Origin of the sequence: Candidatus Filomicrobium marinum, from assembly GCF_000981545.1 — a bacterium.
Taxonomy (GTDB): Bacteria; Pseudomonadota; Alphaproteobacteria; order Rhizobiales; family Hyphomicrobiaceae; genus Filomicrobium; species Filomicrobium insigne.
Window position 1 is genome coordinate 537,208 of the sequence record NZ_LN829119.1, and the last position, 25,877, is coordinate 563,084.

At 56.8% G+C, this 25,877-nt stretch carries 30 protein-coding genes; 16 read left to right on the forward strand and 14 right to left on the reverse strand.

Annotated elements, in window-relative coordinates:
- The first annotated feature begins 210 nt into the window (after positions 1–210).
- The 3 genes from YBN1229_RS02605 (at position 211) to YBN1229_RS02615 (ending at position 2,403) form a co-directional block, all read left to right on the forward strand.
- Entirely contained in the window at positions 211–783 is a 573-nt protein-coding gene (locus tag YBN1229_RS02605) for a c-type cytochrome, methanol metabolism-related (protein WP_244466790.1), read from the forward strand.
- Positions 764–1,624: a substrate-binding domain-containing protein gene (locus YBN1229_RS02610; protein ID WP_046476417.1), complete on the forward strand. Its 861-nt coding sequence runs from the start codon at positions 764–766 to the stop codon at positions 1,622–1,624. The genes YBN1229_RS02605 and YBN1229_RS02610 overlap by 20 nt, the downstream gene beginning before the upstream one ends.
- A 233-nt stretch (positions 1,625–1,857) precedes the next feature.
- Entirely contained in the window at positions 1,858–2,403 is a 546-nt protein-coding gene (locus YBN1229_RS02615) for a PQQ-dependent catabolism-associated CXXCW motif protein (RefSeq protein ID WP_052744089.1), read from the forward strand.
- A 26-nt stretch (positions 2,404–2,429) separates the two neighbouring features.
- On the opposite strand, the gene YBN1229_RS02620 is transcribed toward YBN1229_RS02615, so the two are convergent.
- The 5 genes from YBN1229_RS02620 to YBN1229_RS02640 form a co-directional block, all read right to left on the reverse strand.
- Entirely contained in the window at positions 2,430–3,131 is a 702-nt protein-coding gene (locus tag YBN1229_RS02620; RefSeq protein ID WP_052743634.1) for a hypothetical protein, read from the reverse strand.
- Positions 3,132–3,217: 86 nt separating this feature from the next.
- Positions 3,218–4,108 (reverse strand): ABC transporter permease, encoded by an 891-nt coding sequence (locus YBN1229_RS02625; protein WP_046479853.1) that lies wholly within the window; start codon positions 4,106–4,108, stop codon positions 3,218–3,220.
- Positions 4,109–4,155: 47 nt separating this feature from the next.
- Positions 4,156–4,938: an ABC transporter ATP-binding protein gene (locus tag YBN1229_RS02630; protein WP_046479854.1), complete on the reverse strand. Its 783-nt coding sequence runs from the start codon at positions 4,936–4,938 to the stop codon at positions 4,156–4,158.
- A 198-nt stretch (positions 4,939–5,136) separates the two neighbouring features.
- The gene (locus YBN1229_RS02635) at positions 5,137–6,120 is read right to left on the reverse strand and encodes a YVTN family beta-propeller repeat protein (protein ID WP_046476420.1); all 984 of its coding nucleotides are present in this window, start codon (positions 6,118–6,120) and stop codon (positions 5,137–5,139) included.
- Positions 6,121–6,187: 67 nt separating this feature from the next.
- On the reverse strand, positions 6,188–7,489 hold the full coding sequence (locus YBN1229_RS02640) for an ABC transporter substrate-binding protein (RefSeq protein WP_052743635.1): 1,302 nt from the start codon (positions 7,487–7,489) through the stop codon (positions 6,188–6,190).
- Positions 7,490–7,841: 352 nt separating this feature from the next.
- On the opposite strand from YBN1229_RS02640, the gene YBN1229_RS02645 reads away from it, so the two are divergent.
- The 10 genes from YBN1229_RS02645 to YBN1229_RS02690 are packed head-to-tail and all read left to right on the forward strand — an operon-like array spanning position 7,842 to position 15,247.
- Positions 7,842–8,363 carry a DUF3280 domain-containing protein gene (locus tag YBN1229_RS02645; protein WP_046476423.1) on the forward strand — a complete coding sequence of 174 codons (522 nt, stop codon included), beginning with the start codon at positions 7,842–7,844 and terminating at the stop codon, positions 8,361–8,363.
- On the forward strand, positions 8,360–9,337 hold the full coding sequence (locus tag YBN1229_RS02650) for an ABC transporter substrate-binding protein (RefSeq protein WP_046476426.1): 978 nt from the start codon (positions 8,360–8,362) through the stop codon (positions 9,335–9,337). Before YBN1229_RS02645 ends, YBN1229_RS02650 begins: the two co-directional genes overlap by 4 nt.
- Complete coding sequence (locus tag YBN1229_RS02655) at positions 9,327–10,133, forward strand: ABC transporter permease (RefSeq protein WP_082100990.1); 807 nt, start codon at positions 9,327–9,329, stop codon at positions 10,131–10,133. Before YBN1229_RS02650 ends, YBN1229_RS02655 begins: the two co-directional genes overlap by 11 nt.
- A complete protein-coding gene (locus YBN1229_RS02660) occupies positions 10,121–10,849 on the forward strand; it encodes an ABC transporter ATP-binding protein (protein ID WP_046476428.1) in 729 nt (242 codons plus the stop codon). Before YBN1229_RS02655 ends, YBN1229_RS02660 begins: the two co-directional genes overlap by 13 nt.
- A complete protein-coding gene (locus tag YBN1229_RS02665; RefSeq protein WP_052743636.1) occupies positions 10,850–11,641 on the forward strand; it encodes a (5-formylfuran-3-yl)methyl phosphate synthase in 792 nt (263 codons plus the stop codon).
- Complete coding sequence (locus YBN1229_RS02670) at positions 11,638–12,054, forward strand: dihydroneopterin aldolase (protein ID WP_052743637.1); 417 nt, start codon at positions 11,638–11,640, stop codon at positions 12,052–12,054. The genes YBN1229_RS02665 and YBN1229_RS02670 overlap by 4 nt, the downstream gene beginning before the upstream one ends.
- Before the next feature lie 12 nt (positions 12,055–12,066).
- Positions 12,067–12,690 carry a hypothetical protein gene (locus YBN1229_RS02675; protein ID WP_052743638.1) on the forward strand — a complete coding sequence of 208 codons (624 nt, stop codon included), beginning with the start codon at positions 12,067–12,069 and terminating at the stop codon, positions 12,688–12,690.
- Between the two features lie 10 nt (positions 12,691–12,700).
- Positions 12,701–13,261, forward strand: coding sequence for a flavoprotein (locus YBN1229_RS02680; protein ID WP_046476430.1), 561 nt, complete (start codon positions 12,701–12,703; stop codon positions 13,259–13,261).
- Entirely contained in the window at positions 13,237–14,724 is a 1,488-nt protein-coding gene (locus tag YBN1229_RS02685; protein ID WP_046476432.1) for a DUF6513 domain-containing protein, read from the forward strand. Before YBN1229_RS02680 ends, YBN1229_RS02685 begins: the two co-directional genes overlap by 25 nt.
- On the forward strand, positions 14,675–15,247 hold the full coding sequence (locus YBN1229_RS02690) for a DUF447 domain-containing protein (protein WP_046476435.1): 573 nt from the start codon (positions 14,675–14,677) through the stop codon (positions 15,245–15,247). Before YBN1229_RS02685 ends, YBN1229_RS02690 begins: the two co-directional genes overlap by 50 nt.
- A 382-nt stretch (positions 15,248–15,629) precedes the next feature.
- Here YBN1229_RS02690 and YBN1229_RS02695 read toward each other — a convergent pair whose 3' ends face one another.
- Positions 15,630–16,664, reverse strand: a complete 1,035-nt coding sequence (locus tag YBN1229_RS02695) for a hydantoinase/oxoprolinase family protein (protein ID WP_046476437.1) — start codon at positions 16,662–16,664, stop codon at positions 15,630–15,632.
- A gap of 59 nt (positions 16,665–16,723) precedes the next feature.
- Here YBN1229_RS02695 and YBN1229_RS02700 point away from each other — a divergent pair, with 59 nt between their 5' ends.
- Entirely contained in the window at positions 16,724–17,455 is a 732-nt protein-coding gene (locus tag YBN1229_RS02700) for a HisA/HisF-related TIM barrel protein (protein WP_046476439.1), read from the forward strand.
- Between the two features lie 201 nt (positions 17,456–17,656).
- Here YBN1229_RS02700 and fae read toward each other — a convergent pair whose 3' ends face one another.
- From fae to YBN1229_RS02735, 7 genes are all read right to left on the reverse strand, one after another.
- The gene (gene fae, locus YBN1229_RS02705) at positions 17,657–18,166 is read right to left on the reverse strand and encodes a formaldehyde-activating enzyme (RefSeq protein WP_046476441.1); all 510 of its coding nucleotides are present in this window, start codon (positions 18,164–18,166) and stop codon (positions 17,657–17,659) included.
- A gap of 203 nt (positions 18,167–18,369) precedes the next feature.
- On the reverse strand, positions 18,370–19,236 hold the full coding sequence (locus YBN1229_RS02710) for a triphosphoribosyl-dephospho-CoA synthase (protein WP_046476443.1): 867 nt from the start codon (positions 19,234–19,236) through the stop codon (positions 18,370–18,372).
- Positions 19,233–20,195, reverse strand: a complete 963-nt coding sequence (locus YBN1229_RS02715) for an ATP-grasp domain-containing protein (RefSeq protein WP_082100991.1) — start codon at positions 20,193–20,195, stop codon at positions 19,233–19,235. The genes YBN1229_RS02710 and YBN1229_RS02715 overlap by 4 nt, the downstream gene beginning before the upstream one ends.
- Positions 20,149–21,120 (reverse strand): methenyltetrahydromethanopterin cyclohydrolase, encoded by a 972-nt coding sequence (gene mch, locus YBN1229_RS02720; RefSeq protein ID WP_046476445.1) that lies wholly within the window; start codon positions 21,118–21,120, stop codon positions 20,149–20,151. Before mch ends, YBN1229_RS02715 begins: the two co-directional genes overlap by 47 nt.
- The gene (locus YBN1229_RS02725) at positions 21,107–22,279 is read right to left on the reverse strand and encodes an ATP-grasp domain-containing protein (RefSeq protein ID WP_052743639.1); all 1,173 of its coding nucleotides are present in this window, start codon (positions 22,277–22,279) and stop codon (positions 21,107–21,109) included. The genes mch and YBN1229_RS02725 overlap by 14 nt, the downstream gene beginning before the upstream one ends.
- Positions 22,276–23,178 (reverse strand): NAD(P)-dependent methylenetetrahydromethanopterin dehydrogenase, encoded by a 903-nt coding sequence (locus YBN1229_RS02730; protein WP_046476447.1) that lies wholly within the window; start codon positions 23,176–23,178, stop codon positions 22,276–22,278. Before YBN1229_RS02730 ends, YBN1229_RS02725 begins: the two co-directional genes overlap by 4 nt.
- A 36-nt stretch (positions 23,179–23,214) precedes the next feature.
- Entirely contained in the window at positions 23,215–24,213 is a 999-nt protein-coding gene (locus YBN1229_RS02735; protein ID WP_082100992.1) for a beta-ribofuranosylaminobenzene 5'-phosphate synthase family protein, read from the reverse strand.
- A 74-nt stretch (positions 24,214–24,287) separates the two neighbouring features.
- Here YBN1229_RS02735 and YBN1229_RS02740 point away from each other — a divergent pair, with 74 nt between their 5' ends.
- Positions 24,288–24,662: a 4a-hydroxytetrahydrobiopterin dehydratase gene (locus YBN1229_RS02740; RefSeq protein WP_046476450.1), complete on the forward strand. Its 375-nt coding sequence runs from the start codon at positions 24,288–24,290 to the stop codon at positions 24,660–24,662.
- 130 nt (positions 24,663–24,792) lie between these two features.
- Entirely contained in the window at positions 24,793–25,296 is a 504-nt protein-coding gene (folK, locus tag YBN1229_RS02745) for a 2-amino-4-hydroxy-6-hydroxymethyldihydropteridine diphosphokinase (RefSeq protein WP_046476452.1), read from the forward strand.
- 105 nt (positions 25,297–25,401) lie between these two features.
- On the opposite strand, the gene YBN1229_RS02750 is transcribed toward folK, so the two are convergent.
- Positions 25,402–25,788 (reverse strand): c-type cytochrome, encoded by a 387-nt coding sequence (locus YBN1229_RS02750; RefSeq protein WP_046476455.1) that lies wholly within the window; start codon positions 25,786–25,788, stop codon positions 25,402–25,404.
- Positions 25,789–25,877 lie beyond the last annotated feature (89 nt).

Genomic DNA, 25,877 nt, shown 5'->3' on the forward strand with positions numbered 1-25,877 from the left:
GGCGCGAGAACCTCTCGCGCCGGCCTTTTTTGGTGAGGCGGATTAGGTCGTGATGTCGCGGAACCCAAACGCGCGCTCCGAGTACTTCTGCTAACGAAAGTTTTATATGCGGTCAGGCTTGTCATTCAGATGGCCACCGGGCACACAGTCTTTCGCATAGCCTTGGCGATACACAGGCTAGGTACGGACGTGGAGAAGAAAGGGAAATTCGTGAAGAGCATATGGACTGGCTTCGCAGTTATCGCTTTGGCAGCTGGAGTTGCGAGCTTCGGGTTCTCATCCGTGAGCGCTGAAGATGCCAAGCAGAGCGGACCTTACGTTGATGCCGAAGGCTACCGGATGGCCGGAGAAGGGGCCACTTTCGAAGGCGGTAAATGGATGCTGCCATCGGGCGCGCCGACTTATCGTATCGATAAGGACGGTAAGATGGACTTTCTCACCTATCGCGGCTTTCAGCGCTACCATTCCGAGTGTCACGTCTGCCATGGACCTGAAGGCGTCGGCTCGACCTACGCGCCGGCACTAATGGATTCGCTCAAGACGATGGATTACTTCGACTTCCTCGGTGTTGTTGCGAGTGGTCGGACTGTCCATACGCCCGGCGGCGGAGAAAGCGTGATGCCCGCACTCGGCGATAATAAGAACGTCATGTGCTATATTGACGGTATCTATACTTATTTGAAAGGGCGCGCAGATGGTGTCATTCCTCGCGGTCGGCCGGCGGGTAAGGAAGACAAGCCGCAAGAACTTGGCGACGCGGAAAATGCTTGCCTTGCGGGCTAGTTCCATTGGTCTGATTGTTGCGCTTGGCGTAATTCTCCTCGGCGGCGCAGCCGCCGAGGCAGCAGAGGGCGAGCGCGTTGATCTGGTCAACCGCCAAGTCTTGCGTGTCTGCGCCGACCCCGCGAACATGCCGTTCTCAAACCAGGATCCTAAAAATCCTGGTTTCGAAAATAAGATCGCTGACATTGTTGCGGCGGAGCTTGGAATTCCGGTGGAGTATACGTGGTTCCCGCAGTCTACGGGCTTCATCCGGCGTACGCTGTTCGCGAAAGCTTGTGACGTCGTGATGGGCTACGCGCAGGGTGATGAAATGGTTCTCAATACGAACCATTACTATCGCTCAGCGTATGCGCTGGTATTCCGGAAAGGCCAAGGGCTTGATGGGATCAGCACGTTGTCTGACCCCCGGCTGCTGGGCAAGCGATTGGGTGTTGTGGCTGGTAGCCCACCGGCAACGATCATCAGCCGTCTTGGCATGATGGGCAACGTGAAGCCGTATCAGTTGTTCGTTGATCGGCGTTACATGTCTCCATCGGAATTGATGGTCGCCGATATTCGCTCCGGTGAAATTGCTGCCGGTGTGCTGTGGGGGCCTAATGCGGGTTATTTCTCAAAGCGTGGTGGCGAAGAACTGGAAGTCGTTCCGCTCCTGAAAGAGGGCAACAGTCCGCGCATGACGTATCGGATCACGATGGGTGTGCGACAGGGCGAAGATACCTGGAAGCATGAGTTGAACGAGATCATTGCGAAGCGGCAAGGTGATATCGATCAGGTGCTTCTAGACTACGGCGTTCCTATTATCGACGAGCAAGATCAGTTGATCACCAAGGCCCGTAAATAAAGAACTTTACCGTGGTGGGACTCGGGACGATGAGAATTGCGGAAGGCGACAAGCGCACGATGGCTTGTCGCCTTTTTCGCGTTTACGCGGCGGCTGTTTTGATGACTTTGATGGCGCCGCACTTTGGTACGGCGAGGTAGGTTGAAGTGGTGGCACATATCGTGGGTTTGGTGGGAAGCGGTTGTGGTGCGAGATCGTTTTTTCTTCTCGTTCGCTATGTGCTTTTGGTTCAGGTGATCGGGCTTTTTGTATTGTCCGGTGTATCGGACGTCTTTGCGGCCGGTGGCAAAAGCGTTGAGCCACTGGTCACGGAGCCTGACACTTATCGCACAGACAACTATCGGGCTCCGGTGCCGGCGACGTTGAAGGGGGCTCAGGTTGTTGATGTCGGTGCTGCGGAAGACCTTTGGAACGCCAAGGCGGCAGTATTCATTGACGTTTATCCGCAACCTCCCAAGCCGCCTAATCTTCCAGAAGGCACGATCTGGCGGACACCGTCGCATGAGAGTATCGCGGGCGCGCATTGGCTTGCCAATGTCGGTTACGGTGTGCTGTCGCCTGAGTACGAGGGCTATTTCCGCGCGGGGCTGGAGCGCCTTACTGAGGGAGACCGCTCGCGCCCGGTTGTTTTCTTCTGTCTCCGTGATTGCTGGATGTCGTGGAATGCCGCGCGACGGGCCCTCTCGTGGGGTTACCGCAACGTGATCTGGTTTCCCGATGGTACGGATGGTTGGAAAGAACTGGGCCTTCCCGTGGCTCAGATCAAGCCGGTGTCATAAGCTCTGTCGCCCAGTGCAGCAAAAGACTACTCGTTCATGTGACTGCGAATGGCGCGGGCAACTGCGAAGGCGCGCTGTTCAATTAGTACGGGAATTTCACAAGCAAGAGGCAGGTTGTCCTGTCGCTCTTTAAAGACCCGTGCATTCCAATCGTAGTGATTTTGCAGCGTGTCGATTTCCTGTGAAATCTTTTCGCCTTTTGCTGCGCGATCATGGAGTGCGGCGAGTTCCTTGCCTTGTTCCTCAAGCCGTTTGGCGCGTGCGCGCTGGCGCCGTTGAAATGTCTCGATACCATTCACGACTGAACTGCGGACGACGTTCGTTTCGTGAAGCACCCCGGCGAACAACAGTGTCAACTTCTTATCCCGTTCGGCTTCGGGGACCTTCTCGGCATAGTTTTTGATTGCTTCTTCGACCGCGTCCATCTCGATACGCCGGCTAATCACGTAGGATACGAGCTCAGCGATCTCTTTGTCGTCGCGCCAGTTCTTGATCTCCTCAACCGGGGGGCCGTCCCATATTTGAGCTGATGTCAGGGTATCGATCTTACGTTGGACACACGGCCAGTCAGAGCCCGGCTCGGGCGTTTTTGTGTTTGCGGCGGGCACTTCTGTCTGCCTCGCGGGCGTTGGGCTTCCATCTTGCATCTGGCCGGGAGGGCCCGCCCACGCAGTCGCGGCTGCCATTATGCCGGTTGTTGCTAAAAACGTGGCGATGACCGCTGCCATTCGAACGCTCGTGCACTTCGTAGCACGGTGAGGCTTCGGGAGGACGATATTTGAGGTTCGGAGCATTGGTTTCATTTCTCTGGCGTTTAGCTGCGGGCTCCTGGTCCCCGTCGCGCAATCAATCCCTTGGACGGATTGTAGGCATAGATCGCGCAGGCAAGGAAGAGGATGGTGCAGCCGGCGACGACGTAAAACGACGTTGGATCCAATTGGCCGTAGAAGGCGAAGCGGATGAGCTCGACTGCATGGGTGAAGGGGTTGAAGCGGCAGATCTCGTAAAGCAGCGGGCTCGATTCTCGGATGCGCCACAGCGGATAGAGTGCGGATGAGGCGAAGAACATCGGGAAGATGACGAAGTTCATCACGCCTGCGAAGTTTTCAAGCTGACGTATGACCGACGACAGGAACAGTCCGAAGGCTCCGAGCATCAGTCCAGACAAAATGATGGCTGGGAGGACTGTGATGTATCCATTGTAGGGAGCGGGTATCTCGAAGCCGACGAATTGGCCGCCGATCGTGAAGCCGATTGGTAGTGCTGCGGCATCCGGTTGAATCTCCCAAAAATAGGCGATTGCGAGGAAGGTATAGACCTGCAGCAGGGCGACGGAAACGCCGCCGATCAGCTTAGAGAAAAGCAGGAACCAACGCGGGTATGGGCTTACGAGAAGGGTGCGCATCGCGCCTGTCTCGCGGTCGTAGACCATCGACAGAGATGACTGCATAGCATTGAACAACAAAATCATCCCAAGCAGTCCTGGCGCAACATACGTCTCGTAGAGTACGTACGTCTGATAGGGCGGGATAATCGAGACGCCGAGTACCTGGCGAAAGCCAGCAGCGAAGATGAAGAGCCAAACGAGCGGGCGAACCAAAGCGGAAAGAAATCGCTCGCGTTGGTGGAGGAAGCGGAGAACTTCCCGCCAGACGATCCCACGGAAGCAAGCGAAAAATCCGCTGAATGTGAGATGTGATGGCATTGGTTTATGCGGGACCGATGCTGAGGTCTCGGCCATGGTGTCTATGCTCATGCCGCCTCCGCACGCGTTGTTTCGGTTAGGTTCCGGAATGCGGATGCCGGATCGTTCGCCTGACCTGCCTCAAGGAGGCCGGGAACCGAGCCGGAGTAGAGAACCCGGCCTTTGTGCATAACTATAATTTTGTCGGTCTTGTCGATCTCATCAATGAGGTGCGTGGCCCAGAGCACGCCGATGCCGTGTTCATTGACTAGGCGGCGTACGATGCTGATCACGCTCTGGCGGGAGTCAATATCCAGACCGACTGTGGGCTCGTCTAGTAGCAGAAGGCCCGGATCATGCAGCATGGAGCGTGCAATTTCGACACGGCGGGCTTGACCGCCGGAAAGGTTGCGCACCTTTTCCTTGGCGCGTTCATCGAGACCTACCGTTTTCAAAGCCTCATGAGCGCGTCGTTTGCTTTCGCGCCGGCCAAAACCATGTAACGCAGCGTGGTAAGTCAGGTTCTGTAAGAGGGTCAGGTCGGAATCGAGAGTGCGGCTCTGAAAGACGACGCCGAGACGCTGCAAAGCCGCGCTGGGCCGCCGCCGGACATCATTTCCTAGAATGTGGATCTCTCCCGACGTGTTGTCGTAAAGGCGGGTGATCAGGGAAAACAGCGTCGATTTGCCGGCGCCATTGAGGCCGAGCAGGATCGTGAAGCTTCCTGGCGCAACGTCTAGGGAGACGTCGTTGAGTGCACGCGTATCGCCGAAACTATGCGATACGTTGCGCACGCGCAGCGCCTCGCCTGTGCTGAAAGATCCTTTCTGGGATGTCAGAGCGTCAACCATTTTGCGGCGCAGCATTGTTGATCATCACTATTCCTCGGTGACTGTCGGCATAACTGGGAGTCTTTGCTCCCTGTACTCACGTCTTTACGGTTCGGCAATTCAAACCCGGTGAGTTCTAGACGCAGACTTTTCCGTTTTGTCCAATTCCTTTTGGGAAATTTCCCCCTTTCGAAAATGATGAGGGGGAAATTTCTAACATCAATGATTGGCTACTACGACGCCCCACGGATAACGCCCGACCGTTATCGATTTAATCACGCGAAGCTTTTGCACGTCGATAACCGACACATCGTTTGACGTGCCATTGGTCGTGAACAAAAGTTTTTCATCCGGAGTAAGAGCGAGGTTCCAGACGCGCTGGCCAACGAGCAAATATTTTTCGACTTCGTAGGTTTGGGCATTGATGACGGCGACGCGATTGGATGGACCCAATGCGACAAATGCCAGTTTTCCGTCTTTTGTGAAGCGAATTCCAACAGGTTGAATCGCGTCGTCATTAATTCCAGGTATCTCGAAAGTGATCTTGTGGACGGCTTCTTTTTTCGCAGGGTCGATAACCGTTACGGTGCCGCCGATTTCTGCGGAAACCCAAAGTTGCTTGCCGTCAGAAGTGAACTGCGCGACCCGAGGCCGATTGTCGACGAGGATATTGGCGACGATTTCATGCGTCTTGGTGTCGATGAAATGCGCCATGTTGGTCGTTTCTGACGTATTCACGACGATCTTGCCATCGGGGCTCACGGCCATGCCTTCCGGTTCCACGCCTACGGGGATCTCGGCAAGAATTTTATCGGTATCGATGTCGACCACGGTGACGAGGTTATCGTCCTCGTTGGCGATGTAGAGCGGGTTGCCGGATGGATGCAAATCGAACAACTCGGGGTCCGGACCGGACGGAAGGTTTTTGATGAACTCGTAGGTGTTGGCGTCATAGACCTCGATGCGATGGTCATCACTTGTGCAGATCAGAAGCCACGTATCGTTCTTCGCGAGTATGATGCCGCGGGGACGCTGACCGACCTTGATCTCATGGATCACTTTTAACGTTTCGCTGTCTATTACGGAGACCGTGTTGTCCTTTTCGTTGCTGACAAACACTTTGTAGGCGGCGGCAGGGAAAGGTGCCAAGACCAAAGCGGCGAGCACCGTGAGGCTTGCGATGATGGATCTATGCTGTCTCACTGACGATTCCTGTCGTTTCCTGATTTCAGTTTTGGCTTGTTGACGTGGACATGGCTGCTTCCACGATTCAGCGGTTGGTGAATGCCGTACACTTTGTTTCCGGACGATCGATGCCGAGCGTGTCGAGTTCTGTCACCTGATGGAGAAACCCGGGCTGCGGGGATACGGATACATGAATTTTATCCGTGGCGACGAATAACGGTTGCCGTAGCTGAGCGTTCCAAGGGCGGTAAGTGAGCTTTTGGCCCTTGAATGCCGCGAGTTCGAACCGGTCAGAAAGCATGTAGCCAATCAATGTTTTGGGGTCGCCGGTGTTTGTGCGCGTGGCGGCTTCGCCGATGGACCGTACGGCCATCCAGGCGGCGTAATCTAGCGGGCGCATAACGCGACCTGACTTACGCTGGAAGCGATTTTGAAATTGCGTTGCGCCCCAAAGTTCCGACGCGGGATGCCAAGAGGTCGGATAGAGACCTTGTGTTCCTGCTACGGGGCGGGCGATCCAGGTTCGATATGGGAAATAGTCCCCAAACTGTTTGCTCTCATCAGCAACGATAAGGACGTCGTAGTCGGGAAGATCCTGTGTGAAGGAAGGGATCTGTTGCTGAACCTGTTCGTAGCCGCCGTCGGCGCGGCGACTCCCGGCTTCATACTTGAACGTTCGGTCTTCGAGAATTTTGAGACCGAAGCGTTTGGCAGAATGACGAATTGAAGCGGCGAACAACTGGTCGTTGGGCTGTGGTCCGGAAATCAAAACGAGATTACGCCAGCGTTTCCACGCTAAGTATTGAATGAGCGCGTCCGTCAGCATGGCCCGCGAAGGTGCTGTATGTTTGACGTTGAGGCGGCAGTCCTCCTGGCGCAACCGATCATCAGTCGCGCCCGCGTTGAAGATGACCGCGTTGTAATCTTTCAACGCATCTGAGAGCGCCAGCAGGGTGTCTGGTGTGACATCGACGACGAAGAAGCCGAGACCCTGCTCGGCTTTCTGCGTAGCAATCTTGATCAGCTCATCCCGCGTGGTTGCGGGACTCTCTTCCACGCGAAAACTCTGCTTGAGGAAACGGCCGGTTGTGTTGTTGTCGTCAACGGCCAGCTGGGCTCCGGCTATCCCGTCATCATCGGGTCGGAAATCCAGCAGTGATAGCGGTGGGAGCCGATCCCGCTTTTCGCTGAGATAGGCAATCGGAATTTCGATTACGCCATCTTGTTTAGAGTCGGATTTATTCTGATTTTGTGTAGGTGCTTCTTGAGAGAATACAGGTTTTGAATTGAACGTTGAGCTCATAATCGCAACGGCAACCGCACAAAGGAAAATGGGTAAGGATTTCCGTCGGCCTGTTACAATGTTGCGATTAAGCAAATTGCTCATGAGAAATCCTCCCGAAATTCTTTTCTTGTCGCGATCATTTTAGGGTGTTCGCAACGCATGCCGGAAGAGCGTAGCTGCTTGAGCTCGTTCTTGCACCTCTCCAGCCAATCGTATTTTTCTTTAGCGGCTCGATAAGCTTAGCCTATCGAGGATACGGCTTTTCGTAACATAGTTACGCTTCCATCTAAGGCAAGGCGACGAAAATACAGCGTTCACGCATATGTGAGGGTTGTGGTAGGCGGGTGGGGTGTGCATGCGTACCCAGATCTGCGAGCAAACATTGTGCAGTTTATTTACCAGAGGCGCTTGGTAAAGAATAGTCAGTGAACGATGCGTCCCGAGGGGTAAGGAAATGATCCTGCGTACGGTTGCAATTTATCTAATGCTCATTGGGTTTGCGCAGGCAAGTTTTGCATCCGGCGCGACCAAAACCGCGATCTTCCCCTTTGAAATGGTCATCGAACAACAGATGGGCGGCGTTGGCTTGCCCCCGGTACCCAACGAGGCGGAGCGGGCACGGCTTGAGCTCATTACGGACGAACTCAAGCGTTTGCTGAAGGAAACGGGTAAGTATGAACCTCTGGACCTTAGCTCTGTGAATAGCGATATCGAGGAACAGACACCTTTCAATAGATGCGATGGCTGCGAAGTCGAGGTTGCAAAGAAGGCTGGTGCAGAATTGTCGGTGCTGGGTGTGGTGCACGAGGCGACCGCTGTGTTGCTGAATGTGAGCATTTTCGTCCGCAATGTCGACGACGGGACTTTGCGGAACTCGATGGCGGTCAGTATTCACGAAAATGACGACAAGGGCTGGCTCCGCGCTGTCCGGTGGCTGGTGAAAAATCGACTGTCAGATCAGGAGCCGCAGAAATGATTGATCGAAGACAGCTGATGATAGGGGCTGCGGCGGTGACCGTTGTCGGTGTGCCTGCGCTTCCGGCTGCGGCATCCGGTCGATTGAAAATTGGATCCCTGAAATTTGGTTCGCTGAGCTGGCTGTTGGAGACAATCAAGCGCCGTGGTCTCGACAAAGCGAATGGCCTAGAAATGTCGGTGCTGGACCTTGCGGGGACTGGTGCCGCTCGCATTGCCTTGCTCTCGGGTGAAACGGACGTCGTCGTCAGTGATTGGCCATGGGCGATGCGGCAGCGCTCTGGGGGCGCGCCGCTCAAATTTGCGCCCTACTCCTCGGCGTTGGGGGCCTTAATGGTAGGTGCCGATAGCGGCATCAAGTCGATTGCAGATCTCAAGGGCAAGCGGTTGGGTGTTGCTGGCACGGCGATCGACAAGAGCTGGATTTTGTTGCGTGCTTATTCTCACAAAACGTTGGGCGAAGATATTGCGCAGTTTGCAGAGCCGGTCTTTGGAGCCCCCCCTCTGATTACTGAACAAATGCGTCAGGGCCGGGTGGACGCGGCCTTAAACTTCTGGACGTTCTCGGCGCGCCTCGAAGGTGAGGGGTATAAAGAACTCATCACGATGGCAGACATCCTGCGCGGGCTCGGTATTGATCCGCCGCCACCACTTGTCGGTTTCGTATGGAGCGAGGAGACCACTGCTGGAAAGGATGCTGAACTCGCAGCCTTCCTCAAGGTCGTCGAGGAAGGAAATCGCATTCTTGCGACCTCCGATGAGGATTGGGAGCCGCTTAAGCCTTTGATGCGTGTTTCAAGCCAGGGTGAGTTTGAAGCTCTGCGCAAATCTTATCGAGACGGCATCCCGCAGCCATGGTCTCCAGAAGCAACGAGATCTGCTGATAAGCTGCTGAAATTGCTTCTTGAATACGGTGAAGGTACGCTTGTAGGAAGCGATACGAAATTCGACGCGAAGCTGTTCTATGGTGCTTGACGCTGGAACTACAAAAGCTGGACGTGTGGGCCGCGGTATCGTCGGTTCGGTGTTGTCTGGGCGCTTTGGGTGGTCGCTTGGCTCGTTCTTGGTTCTGTTGGCGGTCTGGTTTGTGGCGGCCGCTTTTGCGAACAGTCGAGTCTTTCCAGGCCCGCTAGATGTCGCGCATACGCTTGTGCGGGAACTGGCCAGCGGAGAGCTGGCCTACCACGTCGGTGTAACGCTGGCGCGCGTCGCCGTATCGTTCGTGCTTGCCATGTTTATCGGATGTTCGATTGGCATCGCGCTTGGGCGGACAAAACGTGCCGATAGGTTTTTCGATACGTGGTTGATCTTTTTCCTAAACCTGCCGGCGTTGGTGACCATCATCCTTTGTTACGTCTGGTTTGGACTGACGGAGGTTGCGGCCATTCTTGCCGTTACGATCAACAAGATTCCGAACGTCGCCGTAACGGTGCGGGAGGGAGCGCGCTCCCTGTCGCGAGATCTTGAAGAGATGGCAGAGATTTATCGTTTCGGCTGGTGGAAGACGCTGCGTCACGTGACATTGCCGCAGCTCGCGCCGTTTTTTGCTGCCGCAGCACGAGGCGGCCTAGCGCTCGTGTGGAAGATCGTGCTTGTCGTTGAACTTCTCGGACGCCCGAACGGTGTTGGTCATCAGCTCAATATTGCTTTCCAGCTGTTTGATGTGTCGATGATCCTCGCCTACGCGATAGCGTTCATTATTGTCGTGCAGATTATTGAAATTGGGGTGCTGCAGCCGATCGAGGCGAGGGTCAATCAATGGCGCCGGTAGATCGTCCGCTAGAAGTCAACATTGTCGAGAAGGATTTTCCCGCGGTCGGACAACGCGCACGGTTACCCGTTCTGCGTAATATCAAGTTGAGCATCGCACGTGGGTCTTTTGTCTCGATTACAGGGCCATCAGGGTGTGGCAAGTCCACGTTGCTCAATATTATCGCGGGCTTGGATAAGGACTTCACGGGTTCGGTGAATACCCAAGAAGGTGACCTGCGGCTGTCTTATATGTTCCAAACGCCGCGCCTTCTGCCGTGGCGCACCGTGGAGGAAAATATCCGCCTTGTTCTTCCAGACGGTGAGAGCCATGACCAGCGGGTGACTGAGCTTATCGACAGGGTCGGATTGAGCGATGCGGCCACAGCTTACCCCGAGCGGCTTTCAGTAGGGATGCAGCGACGCGCTGCTTTGGCGCGGGCGTTTGTGCTGGAGCCCGCTCTGCTCTTGATGGACGAACCGTTCGTTTCGCTTGACGATCCCACGGCAGAAGCCTTGCGCCAGCTTCTGATCGAGCTATGGTCGCGGCGGCCGACCACGGTTCTGTTCGTGACCCATGATCGCTTTGAAGCGGTGATGTTGGGTACGCGCTTAATCCGGGTTGACGGCCGCCCGGCGACCGTGGTGCAGGATATCCCTGTTAATTTGACAGTGTCCGAGCGCCGTGATCGAGATTCCATACTGGCTGAGCGCGTGCGCGTGTTCCAGGATGCCTAAATGCAAATAATTCCTCCGAAGCGGGCGGCTGACTGCGGCCGCGTCTCGATGCTTGCAAGTGTTGTTGACGCACGCGAAGCGACCCTCTGCCTGGAGGGTGGTGTCGACGTTATCGACTGCAAGGACCCGTCACGGGGTGCTCTCGGGGCGGTGACACCTGAAGCCGCGCGCGCAATTGTTGAGACCGTTGGTGGCCGGGTGCCGGTTAGCGCCACTATCGGAGACCACCCTTGCGAAGTTGGTCCAATCGTCGAGGCCACGTTGCAGGCTGCAGCGACTGGCGTGGACTACGTGAAGACTGGGTTTCTGCCCGGTGGGGATGCAGCAGAGGTCGTGCGTGCGCTTGGACGGCTGCGGGGCGAAACCGGCAAAGCTCAGATCGTAGGCGTTCTATTTGCGGATGCCTCTCCGGATTTTGAGCTTGTGGCAGAGATGGCTGCGGCCGGTTTCGCAGGCGTCGTTCTTGATACCGCAAATAAGTCTGATGGGGCGCTGCCTGATGTTCTCGCCGTCGATCAATTGGAGCACTTTGTTGAGATTGCGCGCGCACATGAGATGTTTTGTGGACTTGCAGGGAGCCTTCGTACGCGGCATATCCCGGCTTTAGTCCGGCTGGCTCCGGATCTCATTGGTTTTCGTGGGGCTTTGTGTTGCGAGAATGCGCGCACGGGCTCATTGGACTTGCGGGCAGTGGTGGAAATACGTGATGCCATTGTTAAAGCGGAAAAAATCGAGACTGATCTTATGATGAGTAAGGCTGAAGAATTGGCACGCGAGGAACGCGCCTCATGAACAAGACGACCGGGGCGGCTACGATTATGCAGATGAGTGAAACGGATCCCGTTCAGTGCGACCGCATATTCGTGCGAGATCTTGTGCTGGATTGTGAGCTTGGCGTCTATGCCGAGGAAAAAGGTATCACGCAGAAGGTCGGGTTTTCGATTGTTGCGGCGGTATCTCCGGACGTTGGCTCACGAACCGACGAAATCGCGGAAGTGCCTTCGTATGATGATTTAACCAACGCTGTTAAATCCGTTATGGCAGAAGGCCACATTAATCTCGTTGAGACTATCGCTGAACGTATAGCGGCGCGTATTCTTGAGGATCGCCGTATTGTGTCCGTGCGCGTGCGCATCGAGAAGTTGGAGCGTGGTCCGGCAGCCGTCGGCGTTGAAATCGTACGTCCGCGGGGATCATCCTGTTAGAGTAGTTCGCGGGTGAGCCAAGAACCTATCGTCGTCAAAATCGGTGGCAGTCTGGCGCGGTCAGCTGACGTCTTGGAGCGCGTTCTGGCTATTGTGGCGCGCTCCCCGAGAGGTGTTGCCGTGGTTCCTGGCGGCGGCGTCTTTGCTGACGCCGTGAGGCAGGCGCAAACGATGTTTGGTTTTGATGACCTCGCGGCGCATCGGATGGCGATCCTCGGCATGCATCAAACGGGTTTGATGTTTGCGGCGTTGGCGCCAGCATTGGATACGAGCGAGAACCTCGCAGAGATCGCAGACAAGGTGCCCAGTGGTGAAAAGCTTGTGTGGCTGCCGCTGAATGACTGCGAAAACGATGCTGCGCTACCGGCAACCTGGGATACGACGTCGGATGCCATCGCGGCACGGCTGGCTGAGCGTCTTGGCCGCTTGAAGGTCATTTTCCTTAAGTCTCGCTCGGGTGGGGAGCTGTCCTCAGTTCATGCTCTTGCCGAGGAGAGGATTATCGATCCTATCGCTGCGCGGATTATAGAGAATGCAGGTCTCGATTTTGAAGTGATCGCTGCCGACGAGGAGACGCGTCTTTGCGAAATTCTGGGTGTGAGCATGCAAGTCGACGTGCCGCCGGCGCCGTGTTAGGGGGCTTTTCATGACACGAACAGAAATCAAGACACCGCGTTTCGCATGGGCCCTCACCGGGTCGGGACATTTCTTCAAGGAAAGTCTCGATATTATGACACGTCTCCCGAACCTTGACGTTTTCCTGTCGCAGGCTGCGGAAGAAGTGCTCAGCATGTACAAGCAGCAACTGAATTTGCCCGAAGGCACACGGATCTTCAAAGATCGGACGGCGAGTGCTGCTCCCGTGGGTAATTTCTATTACGGTGTCTACCACACGCTGATCGTGGCGCCTGCGACGTCCAACACTGTGGCCAAGTGCGTCTATGGCATCTCTGATAACCTGGCGACGAATGTTTTCGCTCAGGCAGGCAAGTGCCGTGTTCCGGCGATTGTCTTTGCCTGTGACACCGCGCCGGAACTCGACACGGAAGCTCCGAAAGGGATGGTGAAGGTCTATCCGCGGCGCATTGATCTGGAAAATACCGCTAAGCTGAAGACCTTTGATGACACTGTCGTCGTCGAAAGTTTGGCTGAACTCGAACAGGCTGTCGACGAGCGGCTAATATGTCTGAAAAGCTTGTCTTCCTAACCGGGCATCTCGCTGAAGATCGGCTTCGGGAAACCGTTGACGATCTGGCGCTTGCGCATGCGGACGGCCATTGGCGGGTGATCAATATCGGCATCAAGGTTGCGGCCCTGATGACGGAAAAGATTATCAAGAACCGTCTGAAGGAGCCGCTGGCGGCAGACCGGGTTATTGTGCCTGGACGCTCACGCATGGACCTTGAGAGCCTTTCGGCGCACTACGGCATTCCCTTTCAACGCGGCCCCGATGAAGTGATTGATCTGCCCGCCTTCTTCGGGAGGGGTGGTAAGCCTCCAGATCTCAGCCAGCACGATCTCAAGATTTTTGCCGAGATTATCGAAGCGCCGATGCTTAGCGTCGATCAGATTGTGGCGCGGGCGCGCGTTCACGCTGCGGCGGGTGCCGATATCATAGATATTGGTTGTCAGCCCGACACGCCTTTTCCGCATCTGGAAGATACGGTTCGTGCATTGGCTTCAGAGGGCTTCAAGGTCAGTGTCGATTCTGGTGATTTCGACGAACTCCGCCGGGGCGCGCAAGCCGGGGCGGATTTTGTGCTCAGCCTCGATGAAACTACGTTGGACGTGATTGCCGGGACGTCTGCTGTTCCGGTGCTTGTTCCGAAGCCGCACGGTGATCTGCCTTCTCTCATTCGGGCGATCGATAAGGCCGAGGAGATGGGGCTTACCTACATGGCTGACCCCATCCTCGACCCGATAAACTTCGGGTTCACGACTTCACTCGAACGCTACGCGGAGCTGCGTCGGCAGCGGCCTGATGCGCCGATGCTTATGGGAACCGGCAATCTAACGGAATTGACGGACGTTGATAGCCAGGGACTGACGGCGCTTCTCGTTGGGATTTGCTCGGAGTTGGCGATCACGAATGTGCTTGTCGTGCAGGTTTCACCGCATACGCGGCGTACGGTGCAAGAGCATGATGCATCACGACGGTTGATGTACCGGGCGCATAAGGATCAGAGCCTTCCGAAGGGGTATGACGCCGGATTGCTATCGTTGCACGAGTTGCGGCCATTTCCCTATACCCCGGGTGAGATTGAGGAGCTTGCGAAGAGCCTTCGTGACCGCAATTTCCGGATCGAAGCCAGTGCCGATGGGGTCCACATCTTCAATCGTGACGGACATCATGTTGCTATCGATCCCTTTGAGTTGTTCCCCAAGCTCAATGTCAAAGATGACGGGGCCCATGCGTTTTATCTCGGCTATGAGCTGGCGAAGGCGGAAATCGCATGGCAACTCGGTAAGCGCTATGTGCAAGATCAACCCCTGCGCTGGGGTGTGGCGGCGGATGCTAAAGCAGAAGACTTGACACACCACGCGCCGGAGGGTGCAACCTTGGCGTCTAAAAAGCAGAAGCCGGTTTCCGAAGCTGGCAATAATTCGGAGGAGACGCTCGATGCCGCTGATCGTAGAGGCGATCGTGACGACGCGGAGCCTGGCCGGTGACATCCACATTGCGCCGCTTGGAGTGATTGCGGATGGCGAGCAGTGGATCATCGCTCCCTTTGCCCCGTCACGGACACTAGACAATCTTCGAGAGAACCCCGTTGCCGTCGTCAATCACGTTGATGACGTGCGCATCTTCGCGGGATGTTTGACTGGACGACGTAACTGGCAAGTGCGGCGTGCGGACAAAGTGGATGGCGCGGTGCTGCGCGCGGCACTGTCACACTGGGAATTGAAGGTCGACAGGGTCGAGGAAGACGCGTTGCGTCCACGGTTTTACTGCAATGTGCTTGATCGCGCACAGCATGGTCCCTGGGGAGGGTTCAACCGAGCCCAGGCGGCCGTGATTGAATGCGCAGTTCTTGTCTCCCGGCTCAAGATGTTGCCCGCAGATAAGATTGAAAACGAGCTCGCTTATCTCCAGATCGCCATTTCCAAGACCGCTGGCCCACGTGAAGAGGAAGCCTGGGGGTGGCTGATGGAGAAGGTCGATGCTTGGCGTGCGGAACGCGGCGCGGCGTGAGGGCTTGCTTGGAGGCGAGTAGCTCGCTCTGCGGACCCTTAAACATGCTCTGCTCCAACTGGCCTCGCCCGAGTTCGGGATGACGTCTCGCGCGTTGCAAGGGCGTTCTCTCACTGCTGTTCGACGGAATCGTGGAGCCTTGGATACCGGGGACAAGCCCCGGTATGACGGGGTATTTTTTGTTTGGGTTTCTCCAATCGCCGATGCTGCGCGGCATACCCGGTCATTGCTCAGGATTGGATCCCGGTGGCAAGCACCGGGATGACGGTTGAGAGTGTTGTGAAGGTTCCGCTCGCCTCCCTAGGAGAGATGGCTCATCCGCCTTTCCCTGTGTGGTAACGCGTATAGGTCCGCGGCCGCGGCGGGCGAGCGTCGTAAGCACTTACTCCCCCCGTAGCAAAGCAACGGCGACGGCTGGTGCGTTGCAATCAACGGCAGCTTGTAAGTTGGCTGGTGTTCCGACTAACTGCGAAAATGTTTGGCAGGGACGTTGAAGCCTGCGGGATATCTCGGTGGCTACCGAAGTGTCTAATCCCGTTGCTACGATGATGTCGGCGCGAGGCACTCCGGAGAGAACCTGCGCGCACCCCTCTTGAATTGATCGGAGCTGCAACTCGACCACATGCTGGGCCGCCTGTTGCCACGTCGCCAAGTCGGCGTCGGCGGGCTCGCGACAGAACATGCGAGCGAAGCGGGCCACGCTTTCGGCTTGCGACTTTCCACGTCCGTCGGCTGTGGCGTGAACGTCGAGGCCGTCTGGCAGGCACCCCAATACGCGGCGGACATCAGCCATCGTGGCGAGGTATTCGCGTGCGAGAGACTGCCATCGCCCGGCAAATGGTGCACGCGTGCAAACAGCCATGACTGAGGTGCGCGTCAGGCCAGTGTAGACGAGTTCGCCCGACGTTAAGCGATCCGGGTCGGTCAGACCGCGTGGGGTTGGTGCGCCAGCGACGATTGGAATGAGATCGGTCGTCGTCGAGCCCATATCGATCAGGAGGGCGTTTGCGGACTGCCCCGTCGCCGCAAGACGTTGACCTGCGAGTGTTGCTGTCGCGAGGAAGTTGGTGGATGCGACGTCGAAGAAATTGGTCTTTGCATCGTTCGCTGTGTCAAAGAACTTTTGGCCTCCCCAGAAACGTGCTGCGGTGCCAAACTTTTCTGTCAGGCGATCCACCAGGGTTTGAACGCCTTGCTCGCGGGTTTCGAAAAGATCGGAGAGTTCGCCTGTCATGGTGATTGCGAAAGCGTCGGCGCGGCCTGTCAGTTCTTCAGCTTCGCGAAGGGCAGTATCGAGATGGTCAAGGCCCTGCCATAAAGGGCACAGGTATTGCCGTGCGGCGATGGGCGTCGCGTCCTCGACGAGGCTTACCTTGAGGTGGGCGCCACCAACATCGAGCCCCGCAACGATGGTCATTCGTTTCTCCTTCGGTAGATTAGAGCGCCCAATCTAGCAGCGCATGAGAAAGGAACGCGATGCGCGTTATTCCGGTGATCGACATTCGCAATGGGTGTGTCGTACGTGCGGCTGGTGGGGACCGCAGCAGATATCAACCAATTGAAACGCCGCTCGCGCGGACGAGCGAGCCCCTCGACTTGGCGCGCGGCCTGCTGGGGCTCACGAGCGAATTACGCTGGCTGTATATCGCGGATCTCGACGGGATCGAAGGGCGTGGGCGAAATATGGATACCGTGTTTGCGCTGCGGGAGGCCTTGCCGGATATCACGTTGTTTGTCGATGACGGCTCGACAACGGTAGAAGCCTTGGGGACTTATAGCGCCGACCGGGGCATCTGGCCTGTCATCGGTTCTGAAACGTTGGCAAATGTCTCGGCGCTGGAGCGGATACGTTCGCAATTGCCGCGAGATGGGTTTGTCCTGTCGTTGGACTGGCGGGGCGATACGCCATTGGGACCCTCAGAGATTTTTCAAGATTCATGGCTTTGGCCGGATGACGTCATTGTGATGACGTTAGCGCGGGTTGGAAGCGGGTTAGGGCCGGATGTGGCCCGGCTTCGTCAGATCAAAACAATTGCGGGGAGCCGGAGAGTTTATGCCGCAGGCGGGGTTCGTCATGCCCAAGACCTTTACGATCTTGAAGGGCTTGCCAGCGGGGCGTTGGTCGCATCTGCGCTGCATGACGGTGTGATCAGCCGCAGTGACCTTGAGCGCATTCTGAAAACTTCCGAGCCTTCAGAAATGAAATAACCGGCGACTCCATTTGGGGGTAGGAGCCGCCGGCTAAGGCATCATTTTAGTGTAGGACGTGGAAATGCCTCGTGGGCATTCCCACCTGCCAGCAATCTCTTCTCAGCCGTTCCAACGGCCTGAAAGCAGCTTGCCCAATCGCTGAAGCAGACCCCCCTTCATGGGAGGGGCTTTATCGTCCTGCCCAGGATGGTTTCCGCTTCAATTGGCGCCGAAGGGGTGTACTGCGCTGTCACGCTGAGCCGTGACTTCAGCAGCGGTCGGCTTGCCGGCAACGGCGCGCTCGATCGCTTCCTTCGTGGCGCGATAGTTGTAATCCTGGATCTTGGCGTCGTCGGCAGCTTCCCAGTGAATGAACACGCCAACGCAGATGTAGAGATCGTCGGCTTGGTCAGCGGGGATCGTGCCTTCGGCAACGCAGTCCTGAACAGCCTTAGCAACGCCGTGCTGAGCAGGGCCGAACATCTGAACGGCCTGACGGGCGTCCTTGATGGTGACCTTGTTGAACATAACGGTGTTGGGCTTGCAGGGCAGGTTCGGCGCGATCACTGCGAGCAGCGACGTGAAGCCGTCCTTGTTGTTCGTGAGGCTGTTGCAGAAAGCCGCTTCGGCAGCTGAGCCGCGAGGACCGATGAGTAGATCGATGTGCGCGACTTCGTTACCGTCACCGACGAGCGACTCGCCAACCAGAACCTTGTCGATTTTGGCCATAGCTGGAATTCCTCCCAAAGCTGGAAACAAGAAAATCCCGGTGGACGCTTGGTCCGACCGAGCGTTGTTGGCCTCAGCCGAGCTGAGCCATCCCTGATGCAGCGAACGAGGACACTAGATCCTCGAACCGGTTGGCCGGATAGCGGCGCGCCTGAGCCCCGCCCGTAGATACCGCAGAGAGTCGCCGAAAGACAAGCCTCTTCCTACCTGCTTGGTGATGCAAGGAGGGCAAGGAGTTTCTCGGTAAAGATTGTCGCAACCACGAAATCTGCAGTTGTTCCCGGATTAATGCCCTCGGCCTTCAGCTGGGCGTCGAAGTTCAGCAAATCCGGCAGGGACATTGTGCGTGCGACAGGCTGCCAGCTGGGTGCCAGCGCACGTGCAGCATTTTGTACGTGAAGTGCCGTTTCAGGGCCAAATTTACGCGCGATATGCGTGTCTGGAAATCGCGATAGATAGTGCATGTGCAGCGTGGTTACTGCGAGTTCAGGCGTTTCGGCAAAACGCAACGCGGTCTCGTAAAGCGGTAGACCGATTTCAAATATATCAGCGTATGCCGTCACGTAGGCACGGGCGATGCGATCGCGGTCGGCGGCGATTTTCATCGCTTGCAATAGGGTTATCTCGGCGGGGGCCGTTACGTCGGCCTGTTCGGAATGGCCAAGGCCGCCCGGGTTCGCACGTGCGATGGCTTTGAAGGTCTCAGCGGCGTCATTCTGACTCAAGTCTGCGAGTACATTCGCAAGACGATCGCGGAGAGCTTCGCCGTCGACGGGTTCACTGGTCGTGTAGGCGAGCGGGGCACAAAGCAGGACAATGCCCAGATTGGTATTGCACCCCACAGTCGAGAAACTCGCTTCGACAGCGCGGCGAATTCGCGTGCCCACAGGCAGGCCAGGCGTCGTTATATGGGGCGCTGCAGCTTCCGCGGCTCGCTCGAAATCACTTGGTTGCATGCCATGCCCACTTGCGTGGACATGCACGTTTCCGGGTTTCAATGCGGATAATTCGAGACGGCATGCGGCCACGAACGCCTGTGCGACGTCGTGTGCTGCAAGCAGCCGCGTCATTTGATGAGCGTCGGCATGACGGCGGCGAGGAAATCATCCGCGAGGCATTGGGCGACGTCGACATCAGTCACGCCTTGCAAGCCTTTCCATGCTGGATTGGAATTGATCTCAAGGAGGAAGAGCTTGTCGTTCTCAGTCCGCATGATGTCTACACCGGCGTAGTCCGCACCGACTGCGGCGGCAGCTGCGATCGCGAGTTCAGCGGTCCTGACATCTGGCTTTAGCGCAGTAGGTTCGGCACCTTGGTGTACGTTCGTTACCCATTGAGTGCTGCGCCGAGTCATGCCCGCTACCAAGCGTCCGCCAGAGACAAAGAGACGCCAATCTTCGAAGCTGTCTGGCCTGTGTGGCGGGAGGTATTCCTGTAGATGGTAAACGCCATTGACCGTTGCGGCGTCAGGCAGGTCCGACCAGCTTTCGAGGCGACGGACGCCATTGCCCTGCGAACCAAAAAGCGGTTTTGACACCAGTGGCGGTGCGAGCCCGTGACAATAGCGCTCACGCTGAATGGCTTCGAACGTACGCGTCGTCGGGATAGGAAGCCCGGCGCGCTGGAAGAAAAAGGTGGTCGTCGATTTATCTACGGATCGTTCTATCGCGCGGGCGTCGTTCCAAACTCTCACGCCGCTTTCGCGCAGGGCATGCAGGATGCCGAGGCGGAACGTTATCTCTTCAAGGCTGCCCGTTGAGATGGCCCTGACGAATGCACCCTTGGGTAAAGTGCCGTCAAAGCCTGGAATGCGCAGGCCCGTGGAGGACACCGTATCGAACGCACAACGGCGTAACGTTGTCGTGACAGTTCGTGCGCCGCGTAACTCGAGTGCACGTGCCAAGCGTCCCGCATGCCAATCACCTCCGTTCTCTTCGACGAAGATGACGACATCAGGTGCGTTTTCGGAAACCGGCGGCGCGTCAGGCGAAGCTGGCGTCGACGATATCGGAGGCGAGCTTTCCAGCATTGAACGAACGGCCTGTTTGAACGTTTGAGACGGTAACCAGCGCTGGGCTGAATAGGAGCGGGTCTATTTTGTAGAAATCTCCACCCACCTCGGCAAAGGTTTCCGCGAACGGCTTTCCGTAAGAGCGCGATTGGCTCGAGGGCAATGCGTTGGCGAGCTGTTCGGCGTCTTCGTCGGTGCCCCGCACGAAGAGCTGGATATGGCCGCCATAAATGATGGCGTCGTTGGTGCGCCCCATGGCCTTGATGAAATCAGGTGATGGAGGGGCAATTGGCGTCGCACCATAGCCGTCGAGGATATCGTCCAGCGGGAAGTGCAACTCGTGCGCCTTATGGAGCGCGACTTCCAGGACACGAGCGGCGATCTGCACGGAGCCTGCGAGTGAACTCGTCGGCGCGTATAAGATCGTTAGGTTTGATGGTAAGATCTTGCACGCGTCGGCTACGAGTTTGGCAACGGTTGGGGGGGGCGCCTTGTCGCCTTCGATGACGAGACATGCACGCGGATGGTTATCCGCGTAGTTCAATTCCTCGAAGAGTTTCTCAACGCGTGAAAGTGCGCGCGCTGGACCGGAACCGAGCGCGAAAAATCCCGTTACTTCGTCCTGAATCGTCCAGCCAGCGTATTGGCTTGCGAGGCAAGAGACGACTGGATTGGACGCGTGGACGACGACACCAAGCGGCCATTTCGGCAAAGGCGAGGATCCGGTGAGGGTTACGGTGCCAAGACCACCCATGCAGATTTCGCCGAGCAAGCGGCCTAGTTCCAAGCTGCCAATCGTTTCCGCACCACAGTCGATCAGGCGTTCGCCGATCTCGCCAATTCGTACTTGCGCACGCAAAGCCGCAGCGCGCCTTACGATGTCGTCAGCAATCTGCACTCCGTTGGCATTTACGCTGACTGCTGCCGCGTTACTTGCATTCATCTGGGCGTTTCCCTTGGTTTTCGGAGGATTGATATAGCACGTCCGCGATTTCGCGGGTGCGAACGCGACAAACTTGTTCTGCGGTATCTGGATCTTCGGCGAGGGTGCGGACGGTGACGACCGGAGCGTGTGGCGGGATGACCCGTCCGGGAGGCGGGCGGTCACTCACCCATTCCGGCCAAGCAACGTCAGGAACGGTTAGCTCTCCACGATCTGCGTAGACATAAGCTGCAGCTTGAGGGTGGGGGCGCCATTCGCGTGACAGAAGCTCAACGGCTTCGTTTTCCGTAAAGGCTGCGAGGTGAGCTTTGAACAAAGTACCAGAGGCATCGTCGAGGATATCGAGCGACGCGCCGGGACGTGGATTTACTTCGATGAGATGGGGTTCGTCGCCGACGACAATGAAGTCAAATGAGACCAATCCCTTTAATGCAAGCGCGGGGGCGAGGCTGACGCAAGCGTCCACAATACGTGCCTCGATATCCTCGTCGAGTTCGACATGGCCGGTGATGCCGCCGAAGCGGAAGGGATGGCGATCAGAGGGGCTTAGCCACGAACGCGTGAAGGCGAAGGCTTGCCCATCGCTGCCGATGAGTGAGGTCGCCGAGATCAACTCGCCGGAAACTTCGCGTTGGTAGTAGCGATTGGGGCGAACTTTCCGCCGAGCATCATAGCGGAAGATATGAGTTCCTCCACTTCCACCGATACGCTTTGACAGCCACGGCTCTGTGGCTGCGGCCGGTGGATCAAGTCGCGTTTCTGGATGCACGATGCCGAGGTCGCGCAGGAGCGGAAATAGAACGGCTGGGTCTTTGCTGCGGCTGACGACACTTGCATCGCAGGCGCAGAGACGGAATTCGCGAGAGAGCGCTGCAATAACCTCCGGCTCGCATTCGAAACCTGCGCCCAGGACGATGAGCGGATTGCTTGTTGGGCCGACGCCTGCCTTGCTCATTATGGCATGCAGTGCGTCACTTAGGCTTCGCTCATCGAAACCACACGTGAAGGCTGAAGGCAGCTTTTCGACGGCACCGGATAGTGCGAGGGTATCGTCGTCCGCGAAGCAGTCAACGACGAGCGGGCAATAACCAGCTCGCTGGGCGGACGCAGCGAGCATCCGCCCAGACAAGGCGACAATCAGGATCGTTTCGGTGGTCAACCGACCAACGTGCGTGCGAGCGCGAAGGCGTCGCGGAAATCCAACAGCAAGGGCTTGTCGGAGCTGATCATGCGCTTAAAGAGGCCGGACTCGGTTTTGTACTTAATGTCGCCGATGGCCAGGGGGCCAACCCCGAGGGTCGTTGAGCAGCCTGGTAGGAGCTCACCATTCATGAACAGCTCCATCCCTTCAATGCCGGGGGGCGGCACTGCGTTGACGTCCGCTGTTACAAGCAACTTGCGGGCATTCTTTAGTTCGCTGTTGCCGAGCACCTGAACACCAGCGGCGGCGGCGGCGAATACAATTTCAGCTTCAGCGACAATGGATGCCTTTTGGTCGGGTGTCTCGCCCGGCACGGGTTCGAGGTCAACGCCGAAGCGTTCCTTGGCAGCGTTAGACGTGGCAATAACGCGATCGATGCCGCGGTGAGCGACCATCTTCACGTCCGCGCCTTCGAGAGCTGCGATTACCGCAGATGCGAAGCCCACGACGCCGGTGGCACCGAAGATGGCGACCTTGGTGCCCTTCCAGTCGCGTTGGAACTTGTCCTTCATGACCTTTTCAACGCACGCGACCATCGCTGCTGCGGTCGTGAAGGAGCCGGCTGGATCGGCGAAGGCCGACAGCTCGAACGGCGGAACCATCGCTTCCTTGGTAGCCTTGAGCATGTCGAGGGCGAGGAGTGCGTCCTTGCCGCCGATGAATACGCCCGTGCGCACACCGGACGCGGGCGGACGGGAGAAAATGGCGTCCTGAACGAGGCCCGTAACCTCTTCCAACGTGACATTCAAATAAGGGGTGATGACCTTATAACCAGCATCGGCGGCCATATTCACATCAAAAGGGCTCATGTGCTTTTGCGGCGCAAACATATGCAGAATCGGGGTCGGCTCGCTCACGGGACGGTCCTCTTGGTTTCAAGTGGCGTTTGAGACTTAGAACTGGATCGACGCACCGTGGTTCCGCCCACGGACGATGTCGATCTCCAGATCCAGCCGTTTAGCGTCATCGATTAAAGATTGATAGAGACTATCCGCCACAGCCTGAGACGGGACGAATGCAAACCCTGTCGGGCCCCATGAACTCTGGCCTATTCCAACCGCACCGAGATCAGCCATTTTCTTGACGATGCTTTCGACGGCTGGGCTCGCCCATATCCCCCCCTGAGCGACGGCAAACTGGCGACCGACAACTTCCTGTATCTTACTGAGCGCACTACCAAAATTTGCGATGTCTTGTTCGATTAAAGCAGGCAGAAGCTGCATCATCATCAGCCGGCAGAGCGCGCCACTTTCTTCGGGCGTCATGCCATCGAGATTGGCGAAAGCCTCTGTTTCTGTATCGCCGTGGACGCCTGCTCGCTCGGGGTCCTTGACGAGCATAATGCGCCAGTCAGCGGGAAAATCTCCACGGAATACCACTGGCGGTGGAGTAGAAGACCGCCCACGCCCGCCATCTACAACGAATCCGCCCGACTCGAAAGCTGCCATTCCGATTGCGGAGCGTGCGCCTCGCCCGATTACTTCGGCTAATTCGACGGCAGTTATGTGCTGTTGCTCTAGTGTTTTGAGAGCGACGCCAATAGCGAGCGCCAGCTGTGTGCCTGAGCCGAGACCGGCGTGCGCTGGGATGGCGCGGGCGACATCCAGATGATAGTTACCGTCAATATTGAGCGCGGCCTTAAAGTGCTTGAGAGCGCGCGCGCTGCGGTGCTGTTCAACGCCTTCGGCTGCGTCGTAGTTGGCACGCCGCAATGTCAATTCCGTTACGGGAGTGTCGAGGGCAAGTCCGATCGAGCCGAACTGGCGACCTAGTCCTCCGTTCAGATCGAGAAAACCCAGGTGCAGCCGGGCCGGGGCGACGATGTGTACGCTATCGACCCGAGATTTCAGGGTCTTTGCGATTGACTTGCTGCCTTCAGCGATTGCAGACATGTGTCTGTGGTCCATAGCTCGCATTAGATTGATGCGTCTTTTACAATGTCCACGAAAGGCCGAGAGAGGGCAACATGAACGCGCGTGAACAGGCGATGGAAGACACCGAGGTTGTCGAGTGGCTCGGCGCCAATCTTGCGAAGTGGAAACTCGAAGGTGGTTGGATTCGCCGCACTTATAAGACGGCGAGCTGGAAGGGGACTTTGATGGTCATTAATACCGTCGGTCACCTGGCGGAAGCTGCCTGGCACCACCCTGATATAACCGCCTCTTATGCTTGGGTCGAGGTGCGTCTGCAAACCCATACGGCTAAGGGCATTACGATGAAAGATCTTGAACTTGCTCGCAAGATCGAAGACGTCGTCGAGTGGCAACCAGCTAAGGAAGGCGGCGCCCTTGAAGGCACGCCGACGGGCGATCTGCGATTTGCATACATTAAGTATGACTAACGCGGGTGTTCGACTTCTGGTTTGTATTTCACACAAGAGTGACGCGTTAGACGTGCGGCTGACTACGGGATATCCGCGTTGGGCCCACGTGCGTTTTAACGCATTCTTTTGATCCGGTAACGGAGTTGCCATGAATAGGGATGATGGGCACGCGCCGGCTTTTGACGCCATTGTCGCGTTAGGTTCGAACATCGGCGACAAGGTCGGCAATATTGAGCGTGCTCTTAGTCTCATCGCTAAAAGTGGTGATGTGCAACTTGTTAAGCGCTCGCGCAATTATCGTACTCCGCCGTGGGGGAAGACCGACCAAGATTGGTTCGTCAATGCATGTGTCAGTGTGACGACGGAACTTTCTCCTCACGGTCTTTTGCGGCGGTGTCTTGAGGTCGAAACTCAGATGGGGCGCGAACGCTCCGAAAAATGGGGTCCGCGTGTCATCGATCTCGATGTTCTTGTCTATCGCGGTGTCGAGATGTCCGACAAAGAACTTGTGTTGCCGCATCCGCATATCACCCAGCGTGCGTTCGTGCTGGCGCCGTTAGCAGACGTCGCTGCAGACATGGAACTTAATGGGCGCACTATTGAGGAATGGCTGCATGACATCGATGCGGAGGGTGTGACGCCGCTCGCTTGAAGGCAAGAGGACAATTCTTCTGCGCAGTGTCTTCCAATTAGAAAACGCCACGCCCGATTTTGCGAGCATGGCGTTGCAATCTGTATGGGGTTCGTAAGCTGAAGCTTACTTCGCTTCAGAACCATCCGCGTTGAACGACTTGAGATATGCAATCAGGTTTGCACGATCGGTGTCGTCCTTGAGACCCGCGAACACCATCTTGGTTCCGGGAACCTTATCTTTGGGCTTCGCCAGGAATTCACTCAGAGATGCTTCGTCCCAAGTGATGCCGGAATCCTTCATCGCGGCGGAATAGTTGAAGCCTTCGATGGAGCCTGCTTTGCGGCCGACGACACCATTGAGTTCTGGGCCAACGCGGTTAACGGCCTTCTCACCAATTGTGTGGCACGCGCGGCACTTCTTGAAGACGTTCTTGCCTTCCTCGGCATCTTGAGCTGCGGCCACGGTTGGTAGCGCGACGACAAGAGCCAGTGCAAGTATTCTGCTAAGCATTGAAGTGGTTCTCCCTTGGTCGGTTATTCTGATGCCGCTCGGACGGTTATCGATACCGTGTATCAACATAGTGGCAAGCGCTTTTTGAA

Coding starts and splice junctions, on each gene's coding strand:
- YBN1229_RS02630 (WP_046479854.1), bottom strand. CDS start 4,938: ATGGTTGACGCTCTGACATCCCAGAAAGGATCTTTCAGCACAGGCGAG.
- YBN1229_RS02735 (WP_082100992.1), bottom strand. CDS start 24,213: ATGTCTGCAATCGCTGAAGGCAGCAAGTCAATCGCAAAGACCCTGAAA.
- YBN1229_RS02695 (WP_046476437.1), bottom strand. CDS start 16,664: ATGACCATCGTTGCGGGGCTCGATGTTGGTGGCGCCCACCTCAAGGTA.
- mch (WP_046476445.1), bottom strand. CDS start 21,120: ATGAATGCAAGTAACGCGGCAGCAGTCAGCGTAAATGCCAACGGAGTG.
- YBN1229_RS02710 (WP_046476443.1), bottom strand. CDS start 19,236: ATGACGCGGCTGCTTGCAGCACACGACGTCGCACAGGCGTTCGTGGCC.
- YBN1229_RS02640 (WP_052743635.1), bottom strand. CDS start 7,489: ATGAGCAATTTGCTTAATCGCAACATTGTAACAGGCCGACGGAAATCC.
- YBN1229_RS02665 (WP_052743636.1), top strand. CDS start 10,850: ATGCAAATAATTCCTCCGAAGCGGGCGGCTGACTGCGGCCGCGTCTCG.
- YBN1229_RS02750 (WP_046476455.1), bottom strand. CDS start 25,788: ATGCTTAGCAGAATACTTGCACTGGCTCTTGTCGTCGCGCTACCAACC.
- YBN1229_RS02660 (WP_046476428.1), top strand. CDS start 10,121: ATGGCGCCGGTAGATCGTCCGCTAGAAGTCAACATTGTCGAGAAGGAT.
- fae (WP_046476441.1), bottom strand. CDS start 18,166: ATGGCCAAAATCGACAAGGTTCTGGTTGGCGAGTCGCTCGTCGGTGAC.
- YBN1229_RS02620 (WP_052743634.1), bottom strand. CDS start 3,131: ATGGCAGCGGTCATCGCCACGTTTTTAGCAACAACCGGCATAATGGCA.
- YBN1229_RS02645 (WP_046476423.1), top strand. CDS start 7,842: ATGATCCTGCGTACGGTTGCAATTTATCTAATGCTCATTGGGTTTGCG.
- YBN1229_RS02670 (WP_052743637.1), top strand. CDS start 11,638: ATGAACAAGACGACCGGGGCGGCTACGATTATGCAGATGAGTGAAACG.
- YBN1229_RS02685 (WP_046476432.1), top strand. CDS start 13,237: ATGTCTGAAAAGCTTGTCTTCCTAACCGGGCATCTCGCTGAAGATCGG.
- YBN1229_RS02650 (WP_046476426.1), top strand. CDS start 8,360: ATGATTGATCGAAGACAGCTGATGATAGGGGCTGCGGCGGTGACCGTT.
- YBN1229_RS02715 (WP_082100991.1), bottom strand. CDS start 20,195: ATGCTGGAAAGCTCGCCTCCGATATCGTCGACGCCAGCTTCGCCTGAC.
- YBN1229_RS02655 (WP_082100990.1), top strand. CDS start 9,327: ATGGTGCTTGACGCTGGAACTACAAAAGCTGGACGTGTGGGCCGCGGT.
- YBN1229_RS02610 (WP_046476417.1), top strand. CDS start 764: ATGCTTGCCTTGCGGGCTAGTTCCATTGGTCTGATTGTTGCGCTTGGC.
- YBN1229_RS02680 (WP_046476430.1), top strand. CDS start 12,701: ATGACACGAACAGAAATCAAGACACCGCGTTTCGCATGGGCCCTCACC.
- YBN1229_RS02625 (WP_046479853.1), bottom strand. CDS start 4,108: ATGCCATCACATCTCACATTCAGCGGATTTTTCGCTTGCTTCCGTGGG.
- folK (WP_046476452.1), top strand. CDS start 24,793: ATGAATAGGGATGATGGGCACGCGCCGGCTTTTGACGCCATTGTCGCG.
- YBN1229_RS02690 (WP_046476435.1), top strand. CDS start 14,675: ATGCCGCTGATCGTAGAGGCGATCGTGACGACGCGGAGCCTGGCCGGT.
- YBN1229_RS02700 (WP_046476439.1), top strand. CDS start 16,724: ATGCGCGTTATTCCGGTGATCGACATTCGCAATGGGTGTGTCGTACGT.
- YBN1229_RS02740 (WP_046476450.1), top strand. CDS start 24,288: ATGAACGCGCGTGAACAGGCGATGGAAGACACCGAGGTTGTCGAGTGG.